At 58.4% G+C, this 22,270-nt stretch carries 15 protein-coding genes and 2 pseudogenes; 5 read left to right on the plus strand and 12 right to left on the minus strand.

What is annotated here, in order from left to right:
• Positions 1-292 precede the first annotated feature (292 nt).
• From RQ479_RS24935 to RQ479_RS24960, 6 genes and pseudogenes are all read right to left on the minus strand, one after another.
• Positions 293-1,558 carry a pitrilysin family protein gene (locus RQ479_RS24935; RefSeq protein ID WP_245486685.1) on the minus strand — a complete coding sequence of 422 codons (1,266 nt, stop codon included), beginning with the start codon at positions 1,556-1,558 and terminating at the stop codon, positions 293-295.
• Between the two features lie 6 nt (positions 1,559-1,564).
• A pseudogene (locus RQ479_RS24940) lies at positions 1,565-2,872 on the minus strand (M16 family metallopeptidase); the annotation flags it as partial.
• A 1,950-nt stretch (positions 2,873-4,822) separates the two neighbouring features.
• Complete coding sequence (locus tag RQ479_RS24945) at positions 4,823-6,067, minus strand: HAMP domain-containing sensor histidine kinase (RefSeq protein ID WP_050580534.1); 1,245 nt, start codon at positions 6,065-6,067, stop codon at positions 4,823-4,825.
• An 80-nt stretch (positions 6,068-6,147) separates the two neighbouring features.
• On the minus strand, positions 6,148-6,807 hold the full coding sequence (locus tag RQ479_RS24950; protein WP_024505389.1) for a response regulator transcription factor: 660 nt from the start codon (positions 6,805-6,807) through the stop codon (positions 6,148-6,150).
• A gap of 601 nt (positions 6,808-7,408) precedes the next feature.
• Positions 7,409-7,885 (minus strand): annotated as a pseudogene (locus RQ479_RS24955) (helix-turn-helix domain-containing protein); the annotation flags it as partial.
• A 220-nt stretch (positions 7,886-8,105) separates the two neighbouring features.
• A complete protein-coding gene (locus tag RQ479_RS24960) occupies positions 8,106-8,564 on the minus strand; it encodes a response regulator transcription factor (RefSeq protein ID WP_224570033.1) in 459 nt (152 codons plus the stop codon).
• 159 nt (positions 8,565-8,723) lie between these two features.
• On the opposite strand from RQ479_RS24960, the gene RQ479_RS24965 reads away from it, so the two are divergent.
• The 4 genes from RQ479_RS24965 (at position 8,724) to RQ479_RS24980 (ending at position 12,195) form a co-directional block, all read left to right on the plus strand.
• Entirely contained in the window at positions 8,724-9,182 is a 459-nt protein-coding gene (locus tag RQ479_RS24965; protein ID WP_128289091.1) for a hypothetical protein, read from the plus strand.
• Positions 9,183-9,319: 137 nt separating this feature from the next.
• Positions 9,320-9,460: a hypothetical protein gene (locus RQ479_RS24970; RefSeq protein ID WP_245486683.1), complete on the plus strand. Its 141-nt coding sequence runs from the start codon at positions 9,320-9,322 to the stop codon at positions 9,458-9,460.
• Positions 9,461-9,471: 11 nt separating this feature from the next.
• Positions 9,472-10,440 (plus strand): DUF418 domain-containing protein, encoded by a 969-nt coding sequence (locus RQ479_RS24975; protein WP_245486682.1) that lies wholly within the window; start codon positions 9,472-9,474, stop codon positions 10,438-10,440.
• 1,542 nt (positions 10,441-11,982) lie between these two features.
• Positions 11,983-12,195, plus strand: a complete 213-nt coding sequence (locus tag RQ479_RS24980; protein WP_008874821.1) for a cold-shock protein — start codon at positions 11,983-11,985, stop codon at positions 12,193-12,195.
• Between the two features lie 228 nt (positions 12,196-12,423).
• Here the strand turns inward: RQ479_RS24980 and RQ479_RS24985 are convergent, their stop codons facing one another.
• The 6 genes from RQ479_RS24985 to RQ479_RS25010 all read right to left on the minus strand — a co-directional run bounded on the left by RQ479_RS24985 (position 12,424) and on the right by RQ479_RS25010 (position 18,333).
• Complete coding sequence (locus RQ479_RS24985; protein ID WP_024505385.1) at positions 12,424-12,894, minus strand: MucR family transcriptional regulator; 471 nt, start codon at positions 12,892-12,894, stop codon at positions 12,424-12,426.
• An 894-nt stretch (positions 12,895-13,788) separates the two neighbouring features.
• On the minus strand, positions 13,789-14,331 hold the full coding sequence (locus RQ479_RS24990) for a tetratricopeptide repeat protein (protein WP_082826568.1): 543 nt from the start codon (positions 14,329-14,331) through the stop codon (positions 13,789-13,791).
• 53 nt (positions 14,332-14,384) lie between these two features.
• Positions 14,385-16,448, minus strand: a complete 2,064-nt coding sequence (gene sctV / locus RQ479_RS24995) for a type III secretion system export apparatus subunit SctV (protein ID WP_063169272.1) — start codon at positions 16,446-16,448, stop codon at positions 14,385-14,387.
• A 232-nt stretch (positions 16,449-16,680) separates the two neighbouring features.
• Entirely contained in the window at positions 16,681-17,571 is an 891-nt protein-coding gene (locus RQ479_RS25000) for a hypothetical protein (RefSeq protein ID WP_127248571.1), read from the minus strand.
• 117 nt (positions 17,572-17,688) lie between these two features.
• Complete coding sequence (locus RQ479_RS25005; RefSeq protein ID WP_224570034.1) at positions 17,689-17,931, minus strand: nodulation protein NopA; 243 nt, start codon at positions 17,929-17,931, stop codon at positions 17,689-17,691.
• 72 nt (positions 17,932-18,003) lie between these two features.
• Positions 18,004-18,333 carry a hypothetical protein gene (locus tag RQ479_RS25010; protein WP_081714433.1) on the minus strand — a complete coding sequence of 110 codons (330 nt, stop codon included), beginning with the start codon at positions 18,331-18,333 and terminating at the stop codon, positions 18,004-18,006.
• 1,351 nt (positions 18,334-19,684) lie between these two features.
• Between RQ479_RS25010 and RQ479_RS25015 the strand changes: the two genes are divergently transcribed.
• Positions 19,685-21,796, plus strand: a complete 2,112-nt coding sequence (locus RQ479_RS25015) for a hypothetical protein (protein ID WP_245486681.1) — start codon at positions 19,685-19,687, stop codon at positions 21,794-21,796.
• The last annotated feature ends 474 nt before the right edge of the window (positions 21,797-22,270 follow it).

Genomic DNA, 22,270 nt, shown 5'->3' on the forward strand with positions numbered 1-22,270 from the left:
GAAAAGACAGCAGTTTCGTTAGTTTGAGTGCCCGCGGTTCATCAATTGATGGATTAAGCAGTCGGATGTTTGCTTCATCCACCATGCCTGCTGGTGGCATGCGACTGAATTCTGCAAAAAGGCGGCATACATGCTGAGGAGCGCCATTTCGGCGAGAGGCCGCCGGACCGCCAATGCCGCGCAAGGTCGGCGAAAACGACTCCGCGCGTCTGCATGATCTGCTTGGCCCACGGGCCTCCAACGCTCTTCCCACGAGAAGCCCCGATGAAGAAGGAAGGTGAGATGAGTTTCTTTACTCATCCTTGCCGCCCAGCGGCGGGCCGACCACCAAAATGGCGGGCTCGGCCGAAAGCAGCTTTTTGGCCGCCGCCTTGACCTGTTTGAGCGTCACCCGACCGATGCTGCGGGCGCGACGCTGGTTGTAGTCGACGTCGGCCTTGTGAATCTGCAAATCCAGGAGCCGGTCTGCAATCGAGCGGGTCGAGCCCAGTTGGTCGATGGCATAGGCGCCGATCAGGTGCTTCTTCGCCGCCTTGAGCTCGGCCCCGGTCGGTCCTTGCTGCGCCATCTGCTTTACCACATCTCGCACGATGCTCAGTGTTTGGGCAGCGCAGTCCGAGCGTGTCTCTGTCGTAACCAGAAGCGAGTCAAGGGTTAGTTCAGAGCTGACGTGATAGGCAAGGCCGCGTTTTTGACGTACCTCCTCGTAAAGGCGGGAAGTCAAGTATGAGCCGCCAAGGATGTCGTTCAGCAGCACGGCCGCGTAGAAATCCGGCGCGCTAGGCTTCACGCCAGGCCAGGCCAACGTCAGCGAAGTCTGCGGCAGGTCGTAGTTCTCCTCCACCAGTTGACCGAGTTTCGGCGCGACATCGTAGACGGGGACGAGGGTTTGTTGCTCAGGCAAATCACCAAACAGCTGGTCAAGCCTTTCCCTCAACGTGTTCGCGTCAATGTCACCCACCACGGCAATATGGAGCCCGTCGCGAGCGAAAATGGCCTGGTGGAAGGCGCGGAGGTCGGACGGCGTGATGCCGGGGAGGCTCTCTTTTGTGCCTTCTCCCGGCCTTGAACAAGGATGCGCGCCATAGATCGCGCGCAGCCATTTGCGCTGAGCGGTGGCGTTAGGGTCTCGCTCGCTGCCGACGATGCGGGAGACAATCTCGGCGCGGACGCGATCGATCGGCCCCTGGTCGAAGCGCGGCGCGTTCAGCGCGAGCCGAAGCAGGCCGAACGCCGCGTCCTGCTTTTTGGAAAGCATGCACACCGATCCGTAGATGTCGTCGCTTTGCGCGTCCAAACTCATTTCGGCGCCGGCATGGTCGAGCTTCACCTGGAAGGCATCGCTGTCGTAATGGCCAGCGCCTTCGATGAACAGGCCGGCCATCAGTTTGGCCATCCCCTCCTTCCCGACCGGGTCCTGCTTGGTGCCGCCCTTGAAGGCAAAGCCGATGTTGACGATTTCCACTGTGTGGTCCTCCACCAGCCAGGCGATGATGCCCTTTTCGGACTTCACCTCCTGGATGTTCATCGCAGCATGGGGCCGAGCGCCGAGCGTCATCTCTTGATTCTGCGTCTTGGGCAAGAGATAGCCCGTGGTCGAACGGTCGAACGCGAGATAGCGGGCGGCAACTGCTTTGATTTGCTCGGGGGTAACCTTGCGGATGCGATTCGGCCGTTCCTCGACATCCTTCACGGTACCGCCGGTGGCCAGCGTCGAGCCGTAGATGCTGGCGAGCCAGTCCAGGTTGTCTTCCGCAAAGATCATATTGCGCAAATAGTGGTCCTTGGCCTTGCCTAGTTCCTCGTTGCTGACACCATCCTCGGCAATGCGGGCGACTTCGGCAGCGGCCGCCGCTTCGAGATCAGCCAGCTTGGCATCGCCGCGCGGTGCGCCATAGATGGCGAACTTGGTGTCGTCGAGCATAGTGCCCTGGAAATAGACGCGGGCGCTGGAAGCGATACCTTGCTGGACAGCGAGCGCCTGGTAGAGCCGGCCGCGGTTACCGCCGCCGAGAATTTCGGCCAGCAGGTCGAGCGCTTCGGCCTCGCCCGGCTTGGCGGTGTGGTAGGACGGCACCACCCACTGCGTCGAAAAACTGGGCACGCTGACGCGGGCGTCTGAGAGCGTGACGGTGCGCCTGGTGTTCTGCTCGGGCTCAACCGGCCGGATGCGCGGCGGCAGGTCAGGTCCACGCGCCACCTTGCCATAGGTCTTTTCGGCCAGCGCCCGCACCGTGTCCGGTTCGACATCGCCGGCCACGATCAGCACGGAGTTGTTGGGCCAATAGTACTTTTCATAGAAGGCGGTGGCGTCGACGCGGTTCAGCTGCTCGATCTCCTGCATCCAGCCGATGATCGGGATGCGATAGGGCTGGTTCTGCCACAGCGTCGCGTCGATCTCCTCATGGAGCACGTCCTGCGGGTTGGTGTCGGTGCTTGAGCGGCGCTCCTCGATGACCACGTCGCGCTCGGTCTTGACGACATCGTCGGTCAGGATGAGGTTTCGCATTCGGTCGGCCTCGAAGCTCATCATCAGCTCGAGCGCCGACGGCGCCACTGTCTGATAGAAGGCGGTGTAGTCGGAGGAGGTGAAGGCATTTTGCGAGCCGCCGATCTCGAACACTGCGCGGTCGAATTCGCCGCCCGCATGGTTGGTCGTCGCCTTGAACATCAGATGCTCGAAAAAATGGGCAATGCCGGATTTTCCCGGCGGCTCGTCGGCGCTGCCGATCTTGTACCACACCATGTGGGTGACGATCGGCGCCCGGTGGTTGGGAATGACGACCACCTCCATGCCGTTGTCGAGCACGAAATCCCTCGCCTTGCCGTCCTCCCGTGCGACGGGGATCGGAGCCGTCCCCGCGCCGACCAACTCGGACGCAACGGACGTCCTGCGAAGCCCATGAGTGCGGGGCTTGCTTGGTAGTTCTGATAGGGAGAGTGGGGTTATGGGCTGCGTTCCTGGCAAAGTGATCTGTTCCTCATTTTGAAGGATCTATGTCTCCTGAACGCCTATTGGGAGAAAGTGGATCGGCACGCGACGCCGAGCCACATGAGCCGTCAGCGTGTTGCTGGGCCTGACGCGAGCCTCATCTTTGGATGCGTCCGGGAAACTTTCGGCATGGTGAGGCCATGGGAAGTCTGCTCGTTATCCATTGGGTGTTTGCGGATACCTGAGCATGCCCCGTGCCAAGTAAGAAAGCCCCGATTCGCAAGGTTTGATCCAACCTTGATACTTGCGATATCCGACATTGTCGGGCATCCGACAGAAAGCGCCTTTCGCCGGCGCGCCGGCTATGACGCTCGCCTCCTCCGGCGTGACGACGATCCTTTGGCGGGCGCCGCGCACACCGATCTGCCCGCCTATCAGCACCGCGACATCGAAGGACAGCGCGATCGTGACTGGATGGGTCTTACGCAAACATGCAGCAGTGCCACCGCGATCAGGACTTCATCCGCCCCACAAAGACCCGAGCGCGAGGGACGACGTGTAAGGCAACATGTCATCCTCGATAATGATGCCGCGCATAAAGAGGTAAGGTCCCTCGTCGTACCGGCGAGCCCCTTCGCTGGGTCTCGCGAGGGTCTGGTTTGCGAACGTCGACCGACAGCATCACGGCATGGGCGGCCCCATCGGTAGGCAAGCATTGACCGTGCCATCAGCGTTGAGGCAGCGCAGAGCCCAATTTCCCGGTGCCAGCCGGTACGTTGGAGCTTCAACTGTGGCCAGCCAAGCGGGCCGAGGCCGTGAAACTCCTGATACCCTGGACCGTCCGGATTGCAACGCACGACGCCTTGGTCTCGCGCCAACGTCCATTGACGCTCAGCGAAGCATCATGCGGACGATCTGGGAAAGCTTGGCCGGGCCGGCGCCTTCCCAGGCGCACGGGACGCGCGACGACCCATGTGGACCTTGGATTTCACTACGCACTTACGCTGCTTTGGCCTTGTCAGCAGCCTGAGCATAAAGCGTGCTCAGCTTTCAGGGCGAGCCTCTTTCATGTTGATAGCATCTGTCGTCATTCAGGATCGCCCCATTTTCGCATGCCGCTTGCAGCTTTCAGACTGTTGTCAGCCAGGGCCGCCATAAAGGGTCTCGTTTAACGCATTCGGGAGGCTTCATCACTCGACCACATTAATTTCGGGCGGTTCGCCGGCGCTCCGAATGGCACTTAACACCAGATCCTCTCCAAACCCGTGATGATCCAAGAGGAAAACGAAAAATCCCTAAATCATAAAAAAGCACCGATACGGTCGGCTCCAGGCTGATGAAATTGCGGTCTCACTGGCCACGCACGATACTTGCGATGGCGATGGCCATTGCAAAGGCCGGTCAAGCACCCAAGACGCTGACAAGCACGCCTCCGACCAAAGCTCGATCGTTGGCAGCCTTTCTAGCCGTATACTTGGGGCATTTTGGGACGGCGATCCGGACGCCGATTAAAACCTGCCGGTCGTCTAAATGGAATGGTTGGTCCGGGTCCTTACTGGACCTGCGCCAACCCGATCGGGCCGGCGCACAGGGGCACCCAGACAATTGGACACGTCGCCTTTGCGCGGCGGCTTGCACTTTCTCGGATGGCCTTTTTTCTCCCCGGGCGAAATCGAGCGAGCGGTGAGGCGGAGCCTTCGATTTTGCCGATCATGTCGTGTCGCTTCGATCGAACTGCTCAGACGATGATAGCGGCATTGATTGCCGCGGCCGAAATGCGTTGTGTGAAGTACGATTTCTACGCCGTATACATACTGCCGTACAGTTCGCCCTGTCAGCAGCCTTGCCAGCAATCCGCCCTGTGTCCAACTGTCGTCGAATTCACCGGTGTCATTGAGGAATTCGTATGATCGCCTCGAAACCATCATTGCGACCGCGGGCGGGCGACGCAAGCTCTAGACTGCCACCGATCCGCTGGATAACCATGTTAGCGATATGTAGACCAAGGCCTGAGCCCGCAGCAGGAGTAGCACCACGACTAAATCGCTTTGTAAGCCCTTCGAGGTCGGGGAGGGGCACCACCGGTCCGGCGTTTGCAATAGCGATGGTTCCATCAGTTTGGACGGAAACTGTTGTCGGAACAGTGGGCAGTCCATGTATCAGCGCATTCTCGATCAGGTTACGAAGGAGGATCCCAAACGCATCGACATCCACTTTGCGCATCAAAGTGGGGCAGCCGTCGACGTTAAGATGCAGGCGTCCGGCATATTGCGGCTTTTTCCTCAGGTCGTCGATTTCCAGCCGAACCGATCGGACAAGATCGATCGCGTGATCCGCCATGCCAACCCCCGATTCGGCTTGAGCGAGCTGAAGCACTTTTTCGACAAGGCGGCCAAGGCTCGACAGCGCTTGCTCGATTCCGCGCGCACGCATTTTGGCCGACCCATTGGGAAGCTCGGCCACTAATCTCTGCATCTGAGCGATTGAACCTGCGATCGGCGTGCGCAGTTCATGCGCACTGTTTGCGGCGAACTCGCGTTCGGCCTCGAGAGCCGCCCGCAGACGATCGAGAAGCCGATTGACGGATGCCGCGATTGGAGCCAACTCTGCCGGGAAATCGCCCAAGTCCATTGGTGACAGATTGCCGCCGTCGCGCGATCCGATCTGCTGTCGCAGTACCTCGATTGGCCGCAGCGAGCGCCGGATCACGATCCACCAAACAGCTAAGCTAAAGGGCAGGAGCACGAGTGTCGGAAGGAAGACAAAAAGTGCGCCCTTCGCGATTGTGGTACGGCGGCCATGAAGCGGTTCGGCCAACTGATGATACACGCCGTCTTGGATCTCCTCTGTGTAGACGCGGTAATCAGCGTTTCCCCAAAAGCCGTTACTCAGGGGAGCATCAGGGAAGGGCTGCTGACCCTCTTCCGGTTCAGAAATAAGCACTATCCCGTACTTATTAATAACCTGCTCACGATAGGTAAAGTACTTTTCGTAAGTGGGAAAGTTGTTATTGTATTGATCAACGTGTTTTCCATTCAAGACCTTGATCAGCTCTGGTTGTCTGTACTTTGCGCTCCCCTGGAGCAAGTCATCCGAACTTTCGTTTACATTATTGCAAAAAATGAACGCAGCCATGGTTGGGGCGGCGATCCAAACCAGGAGCGTTGCCCCGCCTAACCACGATAGCAGCTTTCTCGTCATGCTGTTCGAGTTCGTCATGTGACCACGAGCCTGTATCCGGAGCCACGCACGGTTGCTATTCTATCCCCGCCGATCTTCTTGCGGAGCCGGCTGACATAAACCTCCACTGTGTTGCTCTCGAACTCCGAATTGAATGAATAAAGCGCGTGCTCGATCCTCCCCTTTGAAACGACCGAACCGGGCCGGCGTAGAAGGCAGTCGAGCACCGCCCATTCGCGTCCAGACAGGTGGACCTCCTGCCCGTCGCGGAAGAGGCGTCGCTCGGCTGCCTGTATGGAAAGCGTCCCAACCGAAAATTGCGGCTCCGGAAAATGCCCTTGGCGACGTGCCACTGCACGGATGCGTGCCGAGAGTTCCCCCAGATCGAACGGCTTGACCAAATAGTCGTCGGCGCCAGCGTTGAGCCCCTCGATGCGATGCGAAATCCGATCGCGGGCTGTCAGAATGATGACCGGCGTTGTATCAAGCCCCTTGATCAGCTCCCGCAGATAGTCGATGCCATTGCCGTCCGGCAGGTGAACGTCGAGCAAAATAACGTCGTAGCCGGCCACAGCTGCATGACCGCGCGCTCCGGACAGGCCCTCGGCCCAGTCGACCGCGTGGCCACCAGCCACCAAATGATCGTGCACAGCACTTCTAAGGTCGTCGTCGTCTTCAATGAGCAGTATTCGCATCAGGCTGCCGAGCTCCGGTATGAGGGCAAGGCTCCTGCCTTATTGATCGAAGCTGACAGTAGGCTGAACCGGCGCCAGCGAATATCTGGGGGCTTTCAGGCTGCTGTCAGCTACAATTGCAAGAAAGGGGTCGTTAACAAAGCCAAACGAAGAGCCCCTATGAAACCCCTCCTGATCTCGGCACTTTTGCTCAATGTGACCACCGGCGGCTGTACACTGGTTGGCGGGCAATTCGACGTGGCGGTCAACGAATGGCAGCCGCGCCACGCGTCAATGTCCAGGCTTGAAACTGACAGGTGTCTTAAATACGAGGGCACCGTAGCGGGTGCCTCCAGTTATCGAACAGTGCCTAGCAGGTCAGAAGTGCACTTTGACCATAGGGGTCGTCCGTATTTTCGGCGCTCGCGAACAGAGTCGACGGTCAATCGATGCGCCACTGCCAGAGTCTGGAACGGTCAAGTGTTTGTTATCCCCCGTCCGGGCCATATTCTCTGCCGAGGACCAAGAAGGCCCTATTTTCGGTGCCCACGAACAGAGCCAACGGTCAATCGATGCGCCACTGCCAGGGTCTGGAACGGTCAAGTGTTTGTGATCCCCTGTCCCGGCCGTGTTCTCTGCCGAACTCGCCCTTGTAGTCGGCACACCAAAGATCGTTAGGGCGACAGCCGTTTGAAAGTGGTGTCCCCGTCGCCCTGTTGCGCCTGCGCTTGCGGCGCTCGACCATGCCGTGGCGGTCGAGCACGGCATGCACGGTCGAGATCGCGGGCCGGTGCACATCCGGATACAGCCGGGCCAGCCGCTCGCGTATCTTCGGCGCACCCCATGTCGGCTTGTCTTGCTTGAGGCGCACAATCAGCTTCTCGATTTGAAACGGAAGCTGATTGGCGTGGCGATAGGGCCGCCGCGATCGGTCCGTCAGCCCCTCCAGGCCGCTGTCGTTGTAGCGCGTGAGGATCTTGTAGCCGGTCTTGCGCGAGATATCGAACTCCCGGCAAAGCACCGCCATCTTCTCGCCGTCCAGCAGCCGGGCGACGAACTTCAGCCGCTCTTCCATGACGTTACACTCCTTCCAAGGCACCTTGCTCTCCTTGCAAAGGGCCGAAAGTGTAACCCATCTATCCGGAATGAACTGTCACCCATCTCTCGGGAAGGGCAGTCATGGCCAAGGCAACTGGAAGCCGAATTTTCTTTTAGAGTATGAATCAGCGCCGTCTGCCGAAAAGCGCGTCCACGATCTTCCCTTTTGAAACGACCGTGCAGGGCTGGGGCAGACGGTAGTCGAGCACCGCCCATCCGCGTCAAGTCAGGTAGACCTCCTGCCCGTCGCGGAAGAGGCGTCGCTCGGCTGCCTGTATGGAAAGCGTCCCAACCGAAAATTGCGGCTCCGGAAAATGCCCATGGCGACGTGCCACTGCATGGATACGCGCTGAGAGTTCCCCCAGATCGAACGGCTTGACCAAATAGTCGTCGGCTCCAGCGTTGAAGCCCTCGATGCGATGCGAAATCCGATCGCAGGCTGTCAGAATGATGACCGGTGCCGATTCAAGTTCCTTGATCAGCTCCCGCAGATAGTCGATCCCATTGCCGTCCGGCAGGTGAACGTCGAGCAAAATAAGGTCGTAGCCGACCACAGCTGCATAATCGCGCGCTTCGGACAGGTTCTTGGCCCAGTCGACCGCGTGGCCACCAGCCACCAAATGATCGTGCATAGCACTTCCAAGGTCCTTATCGTCTTCAGTGAGCAGTATTCGCATCATGCTGCCGAGCTCCGGTATGAGGGCAAGGCTCCCATCTTATTGGTCGAAGCTGACAATAGGCTGAACCGGCGGCAGCGAATTATTTGGGGAGCTTTCAGGCTGCTGTCAGCTACAACTTGCAAGAAAGGGGTCGTTAACAAAGCCAAACGAAGAGCCCCTATGAAACCCGTCCTGACCTCGGCACTTTTGCTCAATGTGACCCCCGGCGGCTGCATCAGCAAATTGATTTGGGAAACAGGCGCGCCGGTTCTAATGACCGACGCAGGCCGAGGTCTGGAACAGCTGGACCAGCGAACGGCGTCTTCGGTTTTTCAGGCAACAGCCACATGGAAGAATATGATTGGCTCGACCATGCGCCGAGCTTTGTCGAACGGATTGGTCGCGGGCGCACTACCACAGATTATGGCAGGTTTACGCCCTGGCCTTGACACCCGGGGTGATCGTCACCGGCGGAGCCGCGGCGTACTGATCGGATATCCAACGTCGCTGAGTCTCTCGTCGGTGCAGTGGATCTCTCGGCTTAGCCATCATGCAAAAAAACGACGGTTCCGCGACACCACTTTTCAGGTCCGTGACACAGGCTTTGTGAGCCGATCTGTTGTTCTTACCCCAGGCTAATGGCTGAACAGCTCTGTCGCCAGCTCGATGCGCCAGATGGCGCGATGTTTTGAACCCTTTCACGAGGCGACGGCAGCAGCCGACCGGCTCTCCTATCGCGGCTCCCGCGGTCCACACACCCAACAAGGGAATCTACCATGGTAATGAAGGCACCGGTTGCCGACGCTAGGAATGGGTCGGTAGTAGATCGGCTGGTCGGCATCGACCTCGCTCGGGGCCTGGCTGTCTTCGGGATGTATGCCGCCCATCTGGTCCCGACCCCGGCGAAGGAGGACTAGTCGGGTTTCTGATGGAACTAACCCATGGGCGGCCGTCGGCCCTGTTTGCCGTATTGGCCGGTTTTTCAATCCTCCTGATTACAGGTCGCAAGGCGCCGAAGTCGGGGATAGCCGGTAGACAGGCCATCGCCAGAGTCGCAATTCGTGCCCTTGTTTTGCTCGCGCTTGGCTCAATCCTGGGCTGCCTCGGTACCCAGGTCGAAGTCATCCTAGAATACTACGGAATTTGCTTCTTGTTGGTATTGCCGCTCCATCGGCTCAGCGCATATCAGCTGGGCTTGATCGCTGCCGCTACGGCATTAGTTCTCCCGCAAGTCCGTTCCTCCCTTCTGTCGGTTGCCCCCAACCTCCTCGACCCGGTCTTCAACCTCATGGTCAACGGCTACTATCCCGCGGTGACCTGGGTTCCTTTCCTCATCGCTGGCATGGCCATCGCGCGCCTTAATCTTAATACGCTAGCAGCGCATTGGCGCCTTGGTCTGGCGGGGGTCGCGCTGGCCGTGTTGGGCCATGGGGGATCCTTGCTCGCGCTGAGTTCCCGCGCTTTGACTGAAACCTCCTTGTGGTGGTCTGACGTTGACGGCGCTTTTGAGCCTTCCAAGTCGTCATTTATAGTCAAGTCGTCATGGATAGCCGCACCTCATAGCGAAACGACGCTTTCGATCGTGGGCAGCACCGGTTGCGCAATGATCATCTTGGCGGCTTGCATGCTCGCTGTGGATGCGCTCCCGCGTCTGCGAAAGCTGGTCTGGCCAATAATCGCAGTCGGCTCGATGTCTTTGACGGCCTATGTGCTGCACATTGCGGGAATAGCCTATCTTATGAAGATAAACATTTTCAAAGACGAGAGCCTGTCCACGCTCTTTGGCTTCATCGTGGTTATCAGCACTTTTGCGGTGCTTTGGCTGCGCGTCTTCCAGCGAGGACCGATGGAAGTGCTGATGGGTAGGGTCGCAGATCTCGCGCGTCACATCCGCTGAGCACCGCCGCGCCCCGGCCTCCCGATCACATTACGGACAAGGTGGGGCTTTGTCCAAAGCTTGTTCGCGGCAGGGGAGGGTACTTCCTCCCACCCTGCCGCCTTGTTGATGGAAGCTAAAACGGTCGCGCAGGCGCTAGAGTTGCATCGGCATAATCAGCTTAAACTCGCGAAGTTAAACCCGCGGTTGGTCTATCTCGGCCCGCCTCACCTGAAAGGCTAAGGTATCCGTTTCGGTCAAGGGTTTTAGGGGCCATTTTCGCTGCGCCTTGAGGAGAGCGTTTGCTAGGATCAGGAGCTTTCGCAAAAAGATGATGACCTTTGCGGGTTTGCCTGCCGCCTTTAGCGCCTGGTATTTTGCCTTGAGGTCGGGGTTGAAGCGCAGGGCGAAGGGCCGGGCATGTAGAGGGCCTGGCGAACATTGGCCCGGCCGCCCCGGAGAAGGCGCGGCCGCTCCATTTTGCCGAGGCCGGCGAGGCTTGCGGCCTTTGGTTCCGAGTTCCGGCATGTCGATGGTGAGTGTGCAGGCGGTGGCATCCGATGCGCCATATGCTGGTCAGGATTTCGCGGCGCTGGACAGCGTCGGGATCGGCTTTCATGAGGGTAAGCATCGTCTGATCGATATCGCTGAATTCACGTGGATCTGCTTCCAGCCACTCGTTGTTGTGGCGCCTGAGCAAGGCAAGCGGTCAAGGTCTGGCTCTGGTGCTGGCTGCGGTGCGATCCCCGCACGGGCCAGGTGCCGATCGTGTCGACGATCCACCTCGCCGCGACCAGAGAGCTGCTACTCTCTTCCGCTGTTCATTCTGGCCTCTTCGCAATGAATGTCATAAAATCACCTGTCGCAATTAATGGTTTTTGATTTGGCTCCAACAGCTGGCAGATATCGCCGAGAGTTCCGCAGAGAGCGTCGAAAGTTTTGGCCGCCTTCTTCCGCAGCCGCGCCTTGAGTTTTGAGCAGACCTGTCTTGATCGGGTTGAGATCGGGCGAGCATGGCGGCAGGATCAGGAGCCAGTGCCCCTTTGGCCAACCAGTGGGCGGTGCGTACCTTGCCGACAATCTGGGGTTCCGAACCCGACAGTTGGTTTTCAACCCGACAGTGGCCCGCCTCAGAGCAGGCTACCGCCCTTCGGAGCAGGCAGAAGCTAATCGAGGTTCGCGGGTTCCGGTTTGAATGTGCAGGTCGCTGCGCGCCTGATCTTTCGGTCTGGCGGCACATGACAAAAACCCTCATTTTGGCCGACGATACCCGGTCAGGAGCGGGTATCGCAGTCGAGAAGCGACCCGAGCACGTCCACAAGATGTGCCGAGTTTGCAAGGTGTGTCATTGTTTCTGTCAACGTTCGAGCGACAGCGCACGACGAAACGTCTGGCATACGCCTCGTCTGGCACGCGCCTCGCATATGTTGCAGTTGCTGCTGGAGATCAGGCGATCGAGTGGGCCTTGCAATTTTCCGATTTTGATGCGCCTAAAGTCTCGTGTACAAATCAGGCTGGCGTGAATGGCCTGCCTAAGTTGCGACTTATTACAAAGGAATGGATATGGCGACTGGAACGGTGAAGTGGTTCAACAGCACGAAGGGTTTTGGTTTTATTCAGCCTGACAACGGCGGTCAGGATGTCTTTGTCCACATTTCCGCTGTTGAACGAGCGGGCCTGTCGACCCTTAATGAGGGCCAGAAGATCAACTACGAGGTGGAACAGGATCGCCGCACGGGAAAGTCCTCTGCAGGCAGCCTCAGCAAGGCTGGCTAACGGTCCGGGAAAGCCTTGGCAAGGTTCGTCATCGCCGGAACGCATTGACGGCTCGAAACCCGGGACGGAGCATGCAAGTTAATGCCGCGGCAGGGATTGCTGGAGCCATCATGAATTACTCTGGAAATGAGGCTCTTGGACGGGAAAGGCGGGGCTCATCCCCGCCCTTTGATTCCGCGCAGATTGGGCCAACGGCTGCTGCGCGTCCGAACGACTGTTGATACGGATTTAGGCTGCGACCTTCTTGCGGGTCCGTTTCGCCGGCGCCGTGGCTGGGGCTTCCGGCTCTTTCGGTTTGCGGCCGAGTCCCATGGTCTTGGCCAAGGCGGAGCGCGCAGCGGCGTAATTCGGCGCCACCATGGGATAATCCGACGGCAGACCCCATTTGGCGCGATATTCGTCTGGGGTCAGACCATAGTGCGTCGCCAGATGGCGCTTTAGCGATTTGAATTTCTTGCCGTCTTCAAGGCTAATGATGTAGTCCGGTTCGATCGACTTTTTGATCGGGACAGCAGGTTTTTTTACAGGCACAGGCTCTTCTGCCGGTATGAGTCCAGCCGTGCCGTTTAGAGCCCCGTGCACTTGGGCGATCAGGGCAGGAAGCTCCCCCGCCGGGACGGGGTTGTTGGAGACGTAGGCTGATACAACATCGGCAGTGAGCTCGATGAGGATGTCGGTCTTGTGGGGTTCTTCTGTCATAAACTTCTCCGGGCAGCTTGAAACACAGTTGGGCGAAGTGTCGCTTCATAGTGGCGGTTGCCGCTGAAAGCAAATGGATCGACGGGTGCGCTGCTCCTCCACCATTGAAGTCTCGGCGACGCATCCCGTCATCGTCCATCGCTAAAGGCAGCGTATTGAATTATGGGAGCGTTCGCGCCCGCCCCACCATAGCGATACAGCAAGACAATCAAAAAAGCCGGTCTTTGCTTGGCCCCAAATCTTTTCTCCTTTCGTGAACGCTGAGCTGCCAAGCTGCTACAGTTCACGTCGCGGGGCAACCGTGCACAACACAGGAGTCGCCCGAGCGATACATTCTTCACTTGCCGCTTATCAGCGCTGGTGATTGCACTTTGCAGCCTGCCTCCGGACCCGCAGCGCTCACGCTGTTGGTTTTGCGCCTGCAGGCGTCGGAAGTCGGATCGCCGCAGCTAATTTCCTCAGGCGGACGAATTCAACAAATCGATTGTTTGGATCGAAGGCATCCACACCATCGATGCCTCTAGAATATGATCCAGCTACAATCACCGTGCTGTAATGGCAGGGACGGCCAGCACAAGCGCGACACGATCCGGCGGGTCCATCGCTGCGTTACGTCTTCATGGCTACTGCATCGGGCGCTCCGTCGACCGCCTTAAGCCAGGTCGCCGCATTGCGAGACGGTGACCGGCGAGGGAGAGGGCGCTCTGGCAACGAAGCGAGGCGGGTGGCCTTGCGGGTGGCCGCGTGATGTCATCCGGCTCTCCTGCCGATCTCTGCCGGCCAGATCTGGAGCAACTGTTTTGCATAGATATGGCTCTCTTCAGGGGGCCATCTATGATGGGAGCCGAGCGCGTGTTCGAGCCGGGGAACAGGCTGCGCATGCACTGTGCCCACCTATTGCGATCGTGCTAACCTTGGTTGTTCGGACTTGCCGTTAAAGGCAAGCGACAGATTGAAGTTATGCTGCACCATCTGATTGCCTGGCTCGTTTTCGAGAGCTCGCCGATACAGGGCCTGTGCCGCGTCATGCCGCCCCTCAATGTCCAAAATCACGCCCTTCGCATTCAATGCACGTACGTTTCCTGGGGCTGCGACCAAGACGCTGTCGAGCACCTCAACCGCTTCGTGCGGGCGCTTCTGGCCCACCAAGGCATTTGTAAGTCGTATCGCCGCATCAACATTGTCCGGGTGCTGCTTCACCTCATCCCGCAAAGCCCGCTCTTGAACATCCTGACCAACTTCGCGCAAAATGCGTTCGCGCATAGCCGGATCGATTTGATCGGCGCTGAGCAACTCGGGGGAAGATGTCTCCTGCACGGAAAGAGCCGGCTTTTGCCAGCTGGCGCAACCGCCCAAAGGCAGAATGGCGAGTACGGCAAAAAGAAGTGAGTTCCGGCGCAGAAACATAGGCGATGGAGAAACTGTATTACTATTCATGTTATCTCTCAGTTATCGGGGAGGCGCGTGGCGTTCAGTTAGGAAAGGTGGGACTACTCTAACAATCCGCTGTTCGATCCGTGCGGGAGTGTGACGGATCCTGCGGGGCGAATTGTAAAGTCGGAGGCGAGGTCTTGATAAGACAGCACGGCGAGATCAACCCCGTTTCGCGTCAGAAAGCCGCGGACGAAACGTCGGACATCCATCGACGTCAACAGAATAGGGCGGGTTTGACCCGGTTCTGCGTTCGAAAGGACCTGACGTATCTGTGATAGCATCGCTTCGCTTTGCCGATCCTCCAGTGCGAGATAGGGGCCTGCATCCGAATCTCGAACCGCGCCACGCATCACATCCTCGCTCTCGCGCTCGACGACCAGGGCGGACACGATGCCCTCCGTGTTGGCATGGCGGTGGCAGATCTGTCGCTTCAAACCAGAACGGACATATTCCGTCAGCAGGGCAACGTTTTGCTCACGCTCGCTCCATTCGGCCAATGCCTCCAACACGAGACGGGTGTGGCGGATTGGGATACCTTCCTCCAGGAGGCGGCGCAGAACATCGGCAATCCGAGGAATCGGCGTCGTGCGTAGCACCTCTTTCACAAGCTCAGAATATTCCTGCTCCATTCGGCCCAGGAAATGTCGGGTCTCTTGGATGCCCACCAATCGCGGTGCGTAGCGGGTCAACGCTGCATGGACGCGCAAGGCGAGGAGTTCGCCGGGAGCCCTATGCTCCGTGCCGGCGCCCGTAAGGGCCTTTGCAGGGGTATGTTCAACCGGGAGTCTGTCCGTTTTCGGCTCACGTCTAAGGGGGACACCGCTCGAGTCGACGTGCGCTACATCGGCTCGGAGCGCCATCTGGTTTGGATCTAAGGCGTCCTGTTCGACTGGCACGCCCTCGACATCAATTCGGAATTGCGATTCAGGCAGCTGCTCGTCAACCAAGACAGGGATGCGAGGAACGATAATGCCCAGATCGGCTGTGACCAGGAGCGAAACGCGCCCAATATGTTTTTGCAATTCGGCTTGATCGACCGCCTGCATAAGATCTGGCGCTAGAAAAAATGCGATCGGGAATTCCTTCGCAGGCGCGGCTTGCTTAGGCTCCGCTGCAGTTCCACCTTTCGCATCGGCAGTGCCGGCGCCCAGCACATCAGCCTTGACAATGCTTACCGCAGCGAACACTGCGGCCAGCATCAGAAAGACGGGGAGGGGAAACCCAGGAACGAACCCCATTACAACCAGGACGCCGGCCGCCAGTCGCAAGGCTCGAGTGCTGGCCGTGAGCTGACTGACCATTTCTGTACCGAGGTTGATCCTCGCCGTCCCAGTCACACGGGTGACGATGGTCGCCGCAGTAATGGAGAGCAGAAGGGCCGGAATCTGCGATATCAATGCATCGCCTATCGTCAGCAGAGTGTAGTGATGCAGTACCTCGCCGAAGGACATGCCCTTGGAGAGCAGGCCGATCGAAATTCCACCCAGCATGTTGATGCAGATAACCACCAGCCCGGCGATGGAATCGCCCTTCACAAATTTCATCGCGCCGTCCATCGCGCCATAGAGTTGGCTTTCCTTCTCCAATTCGGCGCGCCGCCGGCGGGATTCGTTGGCATCGATGTGGCCGTTGCGTAGCTCTGCGTCGACCGCCATTTGCTTGCCCGGCAGAGCATCCAGCGTGAAACGCGCCGCCACTTCTGCCACCCGTTCGGCACCCTTCGCGAGGACCATGAATTGCACCATGGTGACGACCAGAAATATGACGAAACCCACCACGATATTGCCTGAAATGACGAAATCGCCAAAAGTATGAATAATGCTGCCGGCCTCCCCCTCGGCCAGAATCAGTCGCGTCGTTGCGACCGTGAGCGCGAGACGGAATACAGTGGAAATCAAAATAACGCCGGGCAAAGAGGAAAAATCAAGTGGAGTACTGACATACAGGGCAACCATCATCAGCAGTATGGCCAACCCCATATTGAATCCTATCAGGGCGTCGACCACCACGACCGGGATAGGCATGACCATCATCGCGACAGCCAGAAGCAGCATCAACGCAACCATTAAATCCGGGCTGGCCGGCGCACGCTTGATGAAGTCACGCAGGACGTTGGCCATCGAGACACCTTTGCAATCGGTTGAGACTTACTCTGCTGTTACGCCATGAAACGTGGCTTTCGAACTCCGAAGGCGCCTCAGCCTTGGCCAGCGCGTGACCCTGCATGAGAGCCACAAGCAGGCGCGAAATGGCTGGGCAGCAAATGTTTCCAACGCAGCCAGCTTGTCAGCACCGAGCGCGGCAGGATGTTTGGCTGGCCATAGAGTGCTGCTTGATGGGGCCTGCGAGCTTTCAATATTGGAGAGCAGCAATGCGGCCATTCCTGCTCAGCAGCACACGGCTGTCCTCAATACGTTCGACCACCCATCCATCAGCCAAAATGGCGCCGACAAAATACTTCTCGCTGTCGATGACAATATATGGTTGGACCCCATGCCACACAGCTTCGACCGCGATTGCGGATGGCGCCTTCTCCTCTTTGATGAGCACTCCGTTCACCAGTGTTAGAGTACCCTTGGTGCGACGATCGAACGATTGCTGAAGCTTCTGCCAGCTGATGACCGATTCAGACGTGACGGTGCCTTCGGCGGTCACAACACCCTTTGCCGACCCAATCTTGACGTCGAGAAGACCCGCTCGATCGACTTCCTCCTGCAGCTCTTGGGCCGCTGCCTCCGTAAGTTCATTGTCAGCGCGGTGACTGATCGTTCTGGACGCGACTTCAGCCCGAAGTGAATTGGGGCTCGATCCACTTGCATTGCCAAGATAGGAGATCGTGCCTGAAAGCGCGCCGATCCCGAGTGAGCTGATTATGACCATGGCGAGCACACCGATCGGTAGGCGCGGTATGCCGGTCGAACCAGGCGGCTCTGCATCCTGCACGGACAAAGCAATGGACATCTCGCCTACGAGCAGGACGACAGGAAGGGGCACAACAACGGACTGGCCTGCGGCGATATTCCGGTTGCCCTCGATACTGATTCCGGGTGCAAGCGCCTCCAGTTCGATCGACTTGCCAAGAAGAGTTACACGAAGGTGATGCGGTGCCAGTCCCTGCTCGACAAAGACCAAATCGGCATCGAAGCCGCTGCCGATTAAACACTTTTGAAGATCCGTCTTGCCGGTCAGACCGCAATAGTGCCCCGAACGCACTTCGAAACGGAGGGAAACGGCGTCATCCACAGAGCATCTCTCAAACAGGATAGAAGCCGCATGGCAATTGCCATGCGGCTCATTTCGGGACTACGTCGCGTCAATAAGGAGACGCGCTAGGGGGCAGTCTAAAACCCGCTTCCGACATTACGAAACGCGTTCGTCGGCGGCCTTCTTGATGGTCTGGAGATTGGTCGTTAGAGTGCGCAACTGGACACTCCTTTTCGTCGCCTCCAAGCTAACATTGGTTAGTTCCTGCACTTGCGCCTGAAAAGCAGTAGCATCAGCTCCGCTTGTATTGCCGGGAGTGCCACTGTTAGTTTTATCGGTATTGCCGGCGCTACTGGTATTGGTATTGCCTGATTTTTTATTATTATCAACTGCAGCCATGATCATTCCTTTTTCTGTTGGAGTTGTGCCGTCAATAACGGCCTGTATGACCTCACGCCGGATTTTCCCGCGTCAGGCATCTTCTGTGTCATCCAAAGCTTCATCGGCCTCAGCCATCGCATCGTTCGCGAATTGGAACGCGAACGATCGCAGGATACTTTGGAAGGCTTCACTTTGTGCTGCAGACTGTGAGTTGTCTTGAAGTTGATCATTTGAAACGGTCCGGTTATCCGCCCGATCGTTCCCGCCAGCTGCCTTGCCATCATTCCCACCAGCTGGCTTGCCATCATTGCCATCAGCCGGCTTGCCATCACCAGAATGCTCGGATTTCGAATCCCCATGGCCCTTTCGGATCAAGGAAGTCCCGAGGTTGCCAACTCCACTCCCAATTGCTGCTATCATCAGGTACTCCGGCATTTGCCATTGGCGGCGACGTGTTAAAGGTTAACCTCGATCAAGCTAAGGGCGGGAGCTTTCGAGAACCTGACGGCTTTTGACAAAAACCGGCCAGCGCAAAAACCGTATGCTCTGCAGGATGTTGCTCTCGCATCGAACAGTCGACCACGATCTCGGCTGTTCGGCCAATCCCGCCGTCCACGCATGCCGCGACCGAATGGCAGCCGCAGCAGCTCGTTTGCATCTCGATGCTGTGGTGTCGAACAGGAGACACGGTCCACGTGCTGCATGACCGCAATGACCGTATTCTTGCTGGCTCCACGGGCGCACGCAACGAGCAGGAACTCGGTCTTTGCATCACCATTCTCTCGCCTGCACATCACGGCCCGGCGCGGTGAGCTCATTGGCCTCGAGAAGGTCGGCGACCGTACGAACATGGGATGGTCTGCCGGCTTTGGGAGGCCGGTGCGGATCCTCTTCTCACCATATCGAAAGCTTGAAGCGGTCGGATTTTCTTGCCCTGTTCGTGAGAACTCCCATCGTCAGCTAATCGTCAGCCAAGCGGTCTATCTAGGCCGGCCGTGCCTGACCTTCGGATCCAAAGGTCCCGTCTCGACACTTTTTGTAACTATAGATCGAAATGGTTTCCCGCGCGATACGCAACGCACACGCTTCTCTGAAGCAAATGTGTGACTTTGTCGGTGGCGAACGAGAGGAGTGACGCATCAATAAAATCGTCAGGCACGTGTCTAGGAAGGGGAGCTGGCCGAGTTGGTCTGATTTCATTCGCTGTTCCTGGAAATCGGCGGACTGAAGCGCTGATAATCTCAGGACATCGATGGCAACGTTGCGAAAGTCCTGTGAGCTCGGGCCAATCTTGGCCTGCTACTGAGAAGCACTTTGGCGGGAACATTACGCCGTCGCGGGTCTGGCTGACCGTGACGTTAACCGAAAGATGCCGCTGGTCTCGTCAGCCGCCAGCACAATAGCAGCACATTCTCGCCTACTACGGAGACGCAATATGAAGGGCATTGGCCGACCACGGAAATCGCAGGCTGAAACTGGAGCCAGCCGCGCGGGGCGGGCGAGCAGTTCCCTTTCGCAATCAAGTCTTGCTGCGGGAGAAGGTGGACAGTCATTCGATTCCGTTGTGGAGCAGATGCGCTCTGGGGACGCCGATAGGAGGCCCTCCTCCCTTCCAGTTGCGCGCGGTCCAGGCGATGCCCGCGAAAGTCTGCCAGGCGCCTCGATTGGCGAAGATCAAATCCTGAACACACCGCCACGTGGAGCCGCTGCGCCACCACGCGGAACCGTAGCGCCACGTGGCGCAGCCGCAAGGCGGCGCGGTTCTCCCTCCATGTCTGAGGGCGAAGCCATGGCGCCGGTCGGTAGCCAACTATCAACCGCGCAGGTGGAAGGCACCAGCTCATCGTCAAATGAAGATATCAGTCCGACACAGCTCAGAATGAACAGTCTTGTTCAACAACTGACTGATTGCGAGGCTGCCGCCAGGAAAACCGACGTTCCCGAGGAGGCGGTGGAGCTGATCAGTCGGGTCGTCGGTGCAGCCTCAGCAATTCTGGAGTACCGCGCTAGCCTGCCTGCGGCTGAGGCGCAGACAATTATGCCAGACGACAAGGTGCGTAGATGTTGCCAGATCGTGTGCGACGCCGCGAATGAAGTAGACCAACTTGGCCTGTCGACGATCACGAAATTGGACCAAAAGACCAAGATAGCGGCAGGTATGGTCGATAGACTCTACTCCTACTCCCAGGCGGACCGGCAGGAGCTGTTGATTTTAAATGTGGAGAACCACCATACGGCGGCAATTAAGTGGTGGGAAAAAAAGGCATGGCGCTCCGAACGACAGCGATCCGCCTGCGCTGCCACCGCTAGCCTATCCAGTGGAACGCCCGTGATGCGGGAAGCCGAGCGGTGCGCACTGCGGCTGCGTGCCGGCTCGGTACTGAGTGTCAGGATCTGGCTGGTCCGTGAGCGGATCGGTCTTGCGCGGGCCAAGATTGAACTGCGGGCGAGCAGGTTCGAGCCAGATTTGAAGGAACTCCTCGTCGGTCGAAATGGAGTGGTGCAGCTGATGGCAAGCGCCGCTCAAGAAGCTCTTCGCGCCCTCTCTTTGGCGAAGGGCATAATGGATGGCAAAACACTCAACGCTCATGATTGCGCGGTTGTAGAAAAAATCATGGAGCGGCTTTCGGATTTTGGATTGGCGTTGCACGAGGTGCATACCAAGCTAAGCCATACCTACCCAGATGCCGGCCTCCCATTGAAACTGTTCGAACGGATCGTGGACGATGCATGGATCACTGCGCACGATGCCATGCACTTGTTGAACCTGCAGTCTCCGCCGTCAGCCATCATGGCGCCACAGGCCCAGGCGGGCGCTGCGATGCCGGCCAGGGCAGGCGCTGCGATACCGGCTGACACTGCTGGTACGGCTGCAGTGTCAGAAGGCACTACAGCGCGAAGGAAAGGGAAGTCAAAGCATAAGTCGGCAGCTCGCGCCGGGACTTCTGCCGCCGGGCAGCCATCAACACCAGTCACTGCGAACGCCGGCACAGTGCCAGCAGCCAAGGTTCTCGCGCGCTCGGATCAAGTTGCGAGTACACAGGTGAGAGCGCAAGAGGTGGCTGCGAGTTCGTCGGGGGCAGGCTCGACAATCGGGGGCGCCGCGTTGTCAATGGAGGTATTGACGGAGCGGCTCAAACGATTGGACGAACTTTTGCAGTTCGATCTGGCCGGTCAGCAAAGCGTCGTCTCCCAAGTGCGCCAGATGAAGCCTGAGGAGGCCGGTAAGGTCGTGGACGATGTGGCCCAGTACCTGCGAGCCCAGGCCATTGAGATGCAAACCTGTCTCGCCGGGTTGCAGGGGCGTAATGTACGCCTGCTACTCACCTCCACCCAGCTACCCAAAGTGCACGAACGCACAGACCAGCTCAAAGGGTTGCTGAACATGGTGCTGGGACAGGCCAACGCATTGAATGAAGGAAAAGCCGGCATTACGACTGATTGCATGAAGACCTACGCATTTCCGGCGCAAAAATACCTGGAACATTTGTGCAATGCCGACGAATTGATGCCGCCGGAGGCACCGGTCGCGCTGCGTGGCGAGCCAGGAAAGCTGTTTGAGATGAAGCTGCAGCCCAAGATGCTGGTCAATGGTGCGATGCCGAGCCCGATGTGGGTGCACATCCACACGAGTCGCCCCGTCTTGGCCAGAAACTTAGAAGGGCTGGCTGATTCCGAATTCACCGCTTGCCACGTTAAATCCAACGAACAGCGCGGCTACAATCGAGAGCGAGAGGAAGCCGATGCTAGGTCCGGTCGCGAGAAGGTCATAATTCATCGCGGCAAACTCACCCCCGCTTTCTGTAAGTCTTTGTTGACCTCGGGGCTTGGCCGCCAACCACGCAATTCGCGTGCCGAGCTCCCGTCGGCGCAGGCTGCATGACAGGGCACGTACTTTGGGGTCTAGGGCAGAATGCGGCCGGCCACGCTGTGAGTCAGCGAGCATTTCTCCTGGCCAAACCGCGAATGCCGCTGCGCGAGTTGCGGTCCGGCGATTGGAGTCGATCGGCTACCGTCAGGGCCGATTTGCGATGTCGCGTTACCTGCTGTTGACGTGGCGGCGTATCTTGCCTCCCATCCAACTTATCGCCGAGATCGCGCCGCCAAGATCGAGGCGGAAGGTCTTCCTGCGAGCGCGGAGCAGGCATAGCCGATCCGATCGGGATCGGCGCATCGCAACGACCCAACGGTGTGGTGGAGAAAATTGGATTCGGGAGAGCTCGTATCCAAGAGGCGGAGTTCCGGCCCGAATACAATCCGCTCGCAAGCACCCACGATGCGCATCCGCAGTTTATTGTCTGGGAGATGGGCTGGATTGCTCGGCGGCGCTGGCGCTAAGGCGGGGCTGTCGCCGGAC

It is taken from the genome of Mesorhizobium sp. ISC25, from assembly GCF_042295465.1.
Classification (GTDB): domain Bacteria; phylum Pseudomonadota; class Alphaproteobacteria; order Rhizobiales; family Rhizobiaceae; genus Mesorhizobium.

Excerpts from the sequence above, each read along its gene's own strand:
- RQ479_RS24935 (WP_245486685.1), bottom strand. The coding sequence starts at position 1,558 with ATGACGCTCGGCGCTCGGCCCCATGCTGCGATGAACATCCAGGAGGTG.
- RQ479_RS24945 (WP_050580534.1), bottom strand. The coding sequence starts at position 6,067 with ATGGCTGCGTTCATTTTTTGCAATAATGTAAACGAAAGTTCGGATGAC.
- RQ479_RS24950 (WP_024505389.1), bottom strand. The coding sequence starts at position 6,807 with ATGCGAATACTGCTCATTGAAGACGACGACGACCTTAGAAGTGCTGTG.
- RQ479_RS24960 (WP_224570033.1), bottom strand. The coding sequence starts at position 8,564 with ATGATGCGAATACTGCTCACTGAAGACGATAAGGACCTTGGAAGTGCT.
- RQ479_RS24965 (WP_128289091.1), top strand. The coding sequence starts at position 8,724 with ATGAAACCCGTCCTGACCTCGGCACTTTTGCTCAATGTGACCCCCGGC.
- RQ479_RS24970 (WP_245486683.1), top strand. The coding sequence starts at position 9,320 with ATGGTAATGAAGGCACCGGTTGCCGACGCTAGGAATGGGTCGGTAGTA.
- RQ479_RS24975 (WP_245486682.1), top strand. The coding sequence starts at position 9,472 with ATGGAACTAACCCATGGGCGGCCGTCGGCCCTGTTTGCCGTATTGGCC.
- RQ479_RS24980 (WP_008874821.1), top strand. The coding sequence starts at position 11,983 with ATGGCGACTGGAACGGTGAAGTGGTTCAACAGCACGAAGGGTTTTGGT.
- RQ479_RS24985 (WP_024505385.1), bottom strand. The coding sequence starts at position 12,894 with ATGACAGAAGAACCCCACAAGACCGACATCCTCATCGAGCTCACTGCC.
- RQ479_RS24990 (WP_082826568.1), bottom strand. The coding sequence starts at position 14,331 with ATGAATAGTAATACAGTTTCTCCATCGCCTATGTTTCTGCGCCGGAAC.
- sctV (WP_063169272.1), bottom strand. The coding sequence starts at position 16,448 with ATGGCCAACGTCCTGCGTGACTTCATCAAGCGTGCGCCGGCCAGCCCG.
- RQ479_RS25005 (WP_224570034.1), bottom strand. The coding sequence starts at position 17,931 with ATGGCTGCAGTTGATAATAATAAAAAATCAGGCAATACCAATACCAGT.
- RQ479_RS25010 (WP_081714433.1), bottom strand. The coding sequence starts at position 18,333 with ATGATAGCAGCAATTGGGAGTGGAGTTGGCAACCTCGGGACTTCCTTG.
- RQ479_RS25015 (WP_245486681.1), top strand. The coding sequence starts at position 19,685 with ATGTCTGAGGGCGAAGCCATGGCGCCGGTCGGTAGCCAACTATCAACC.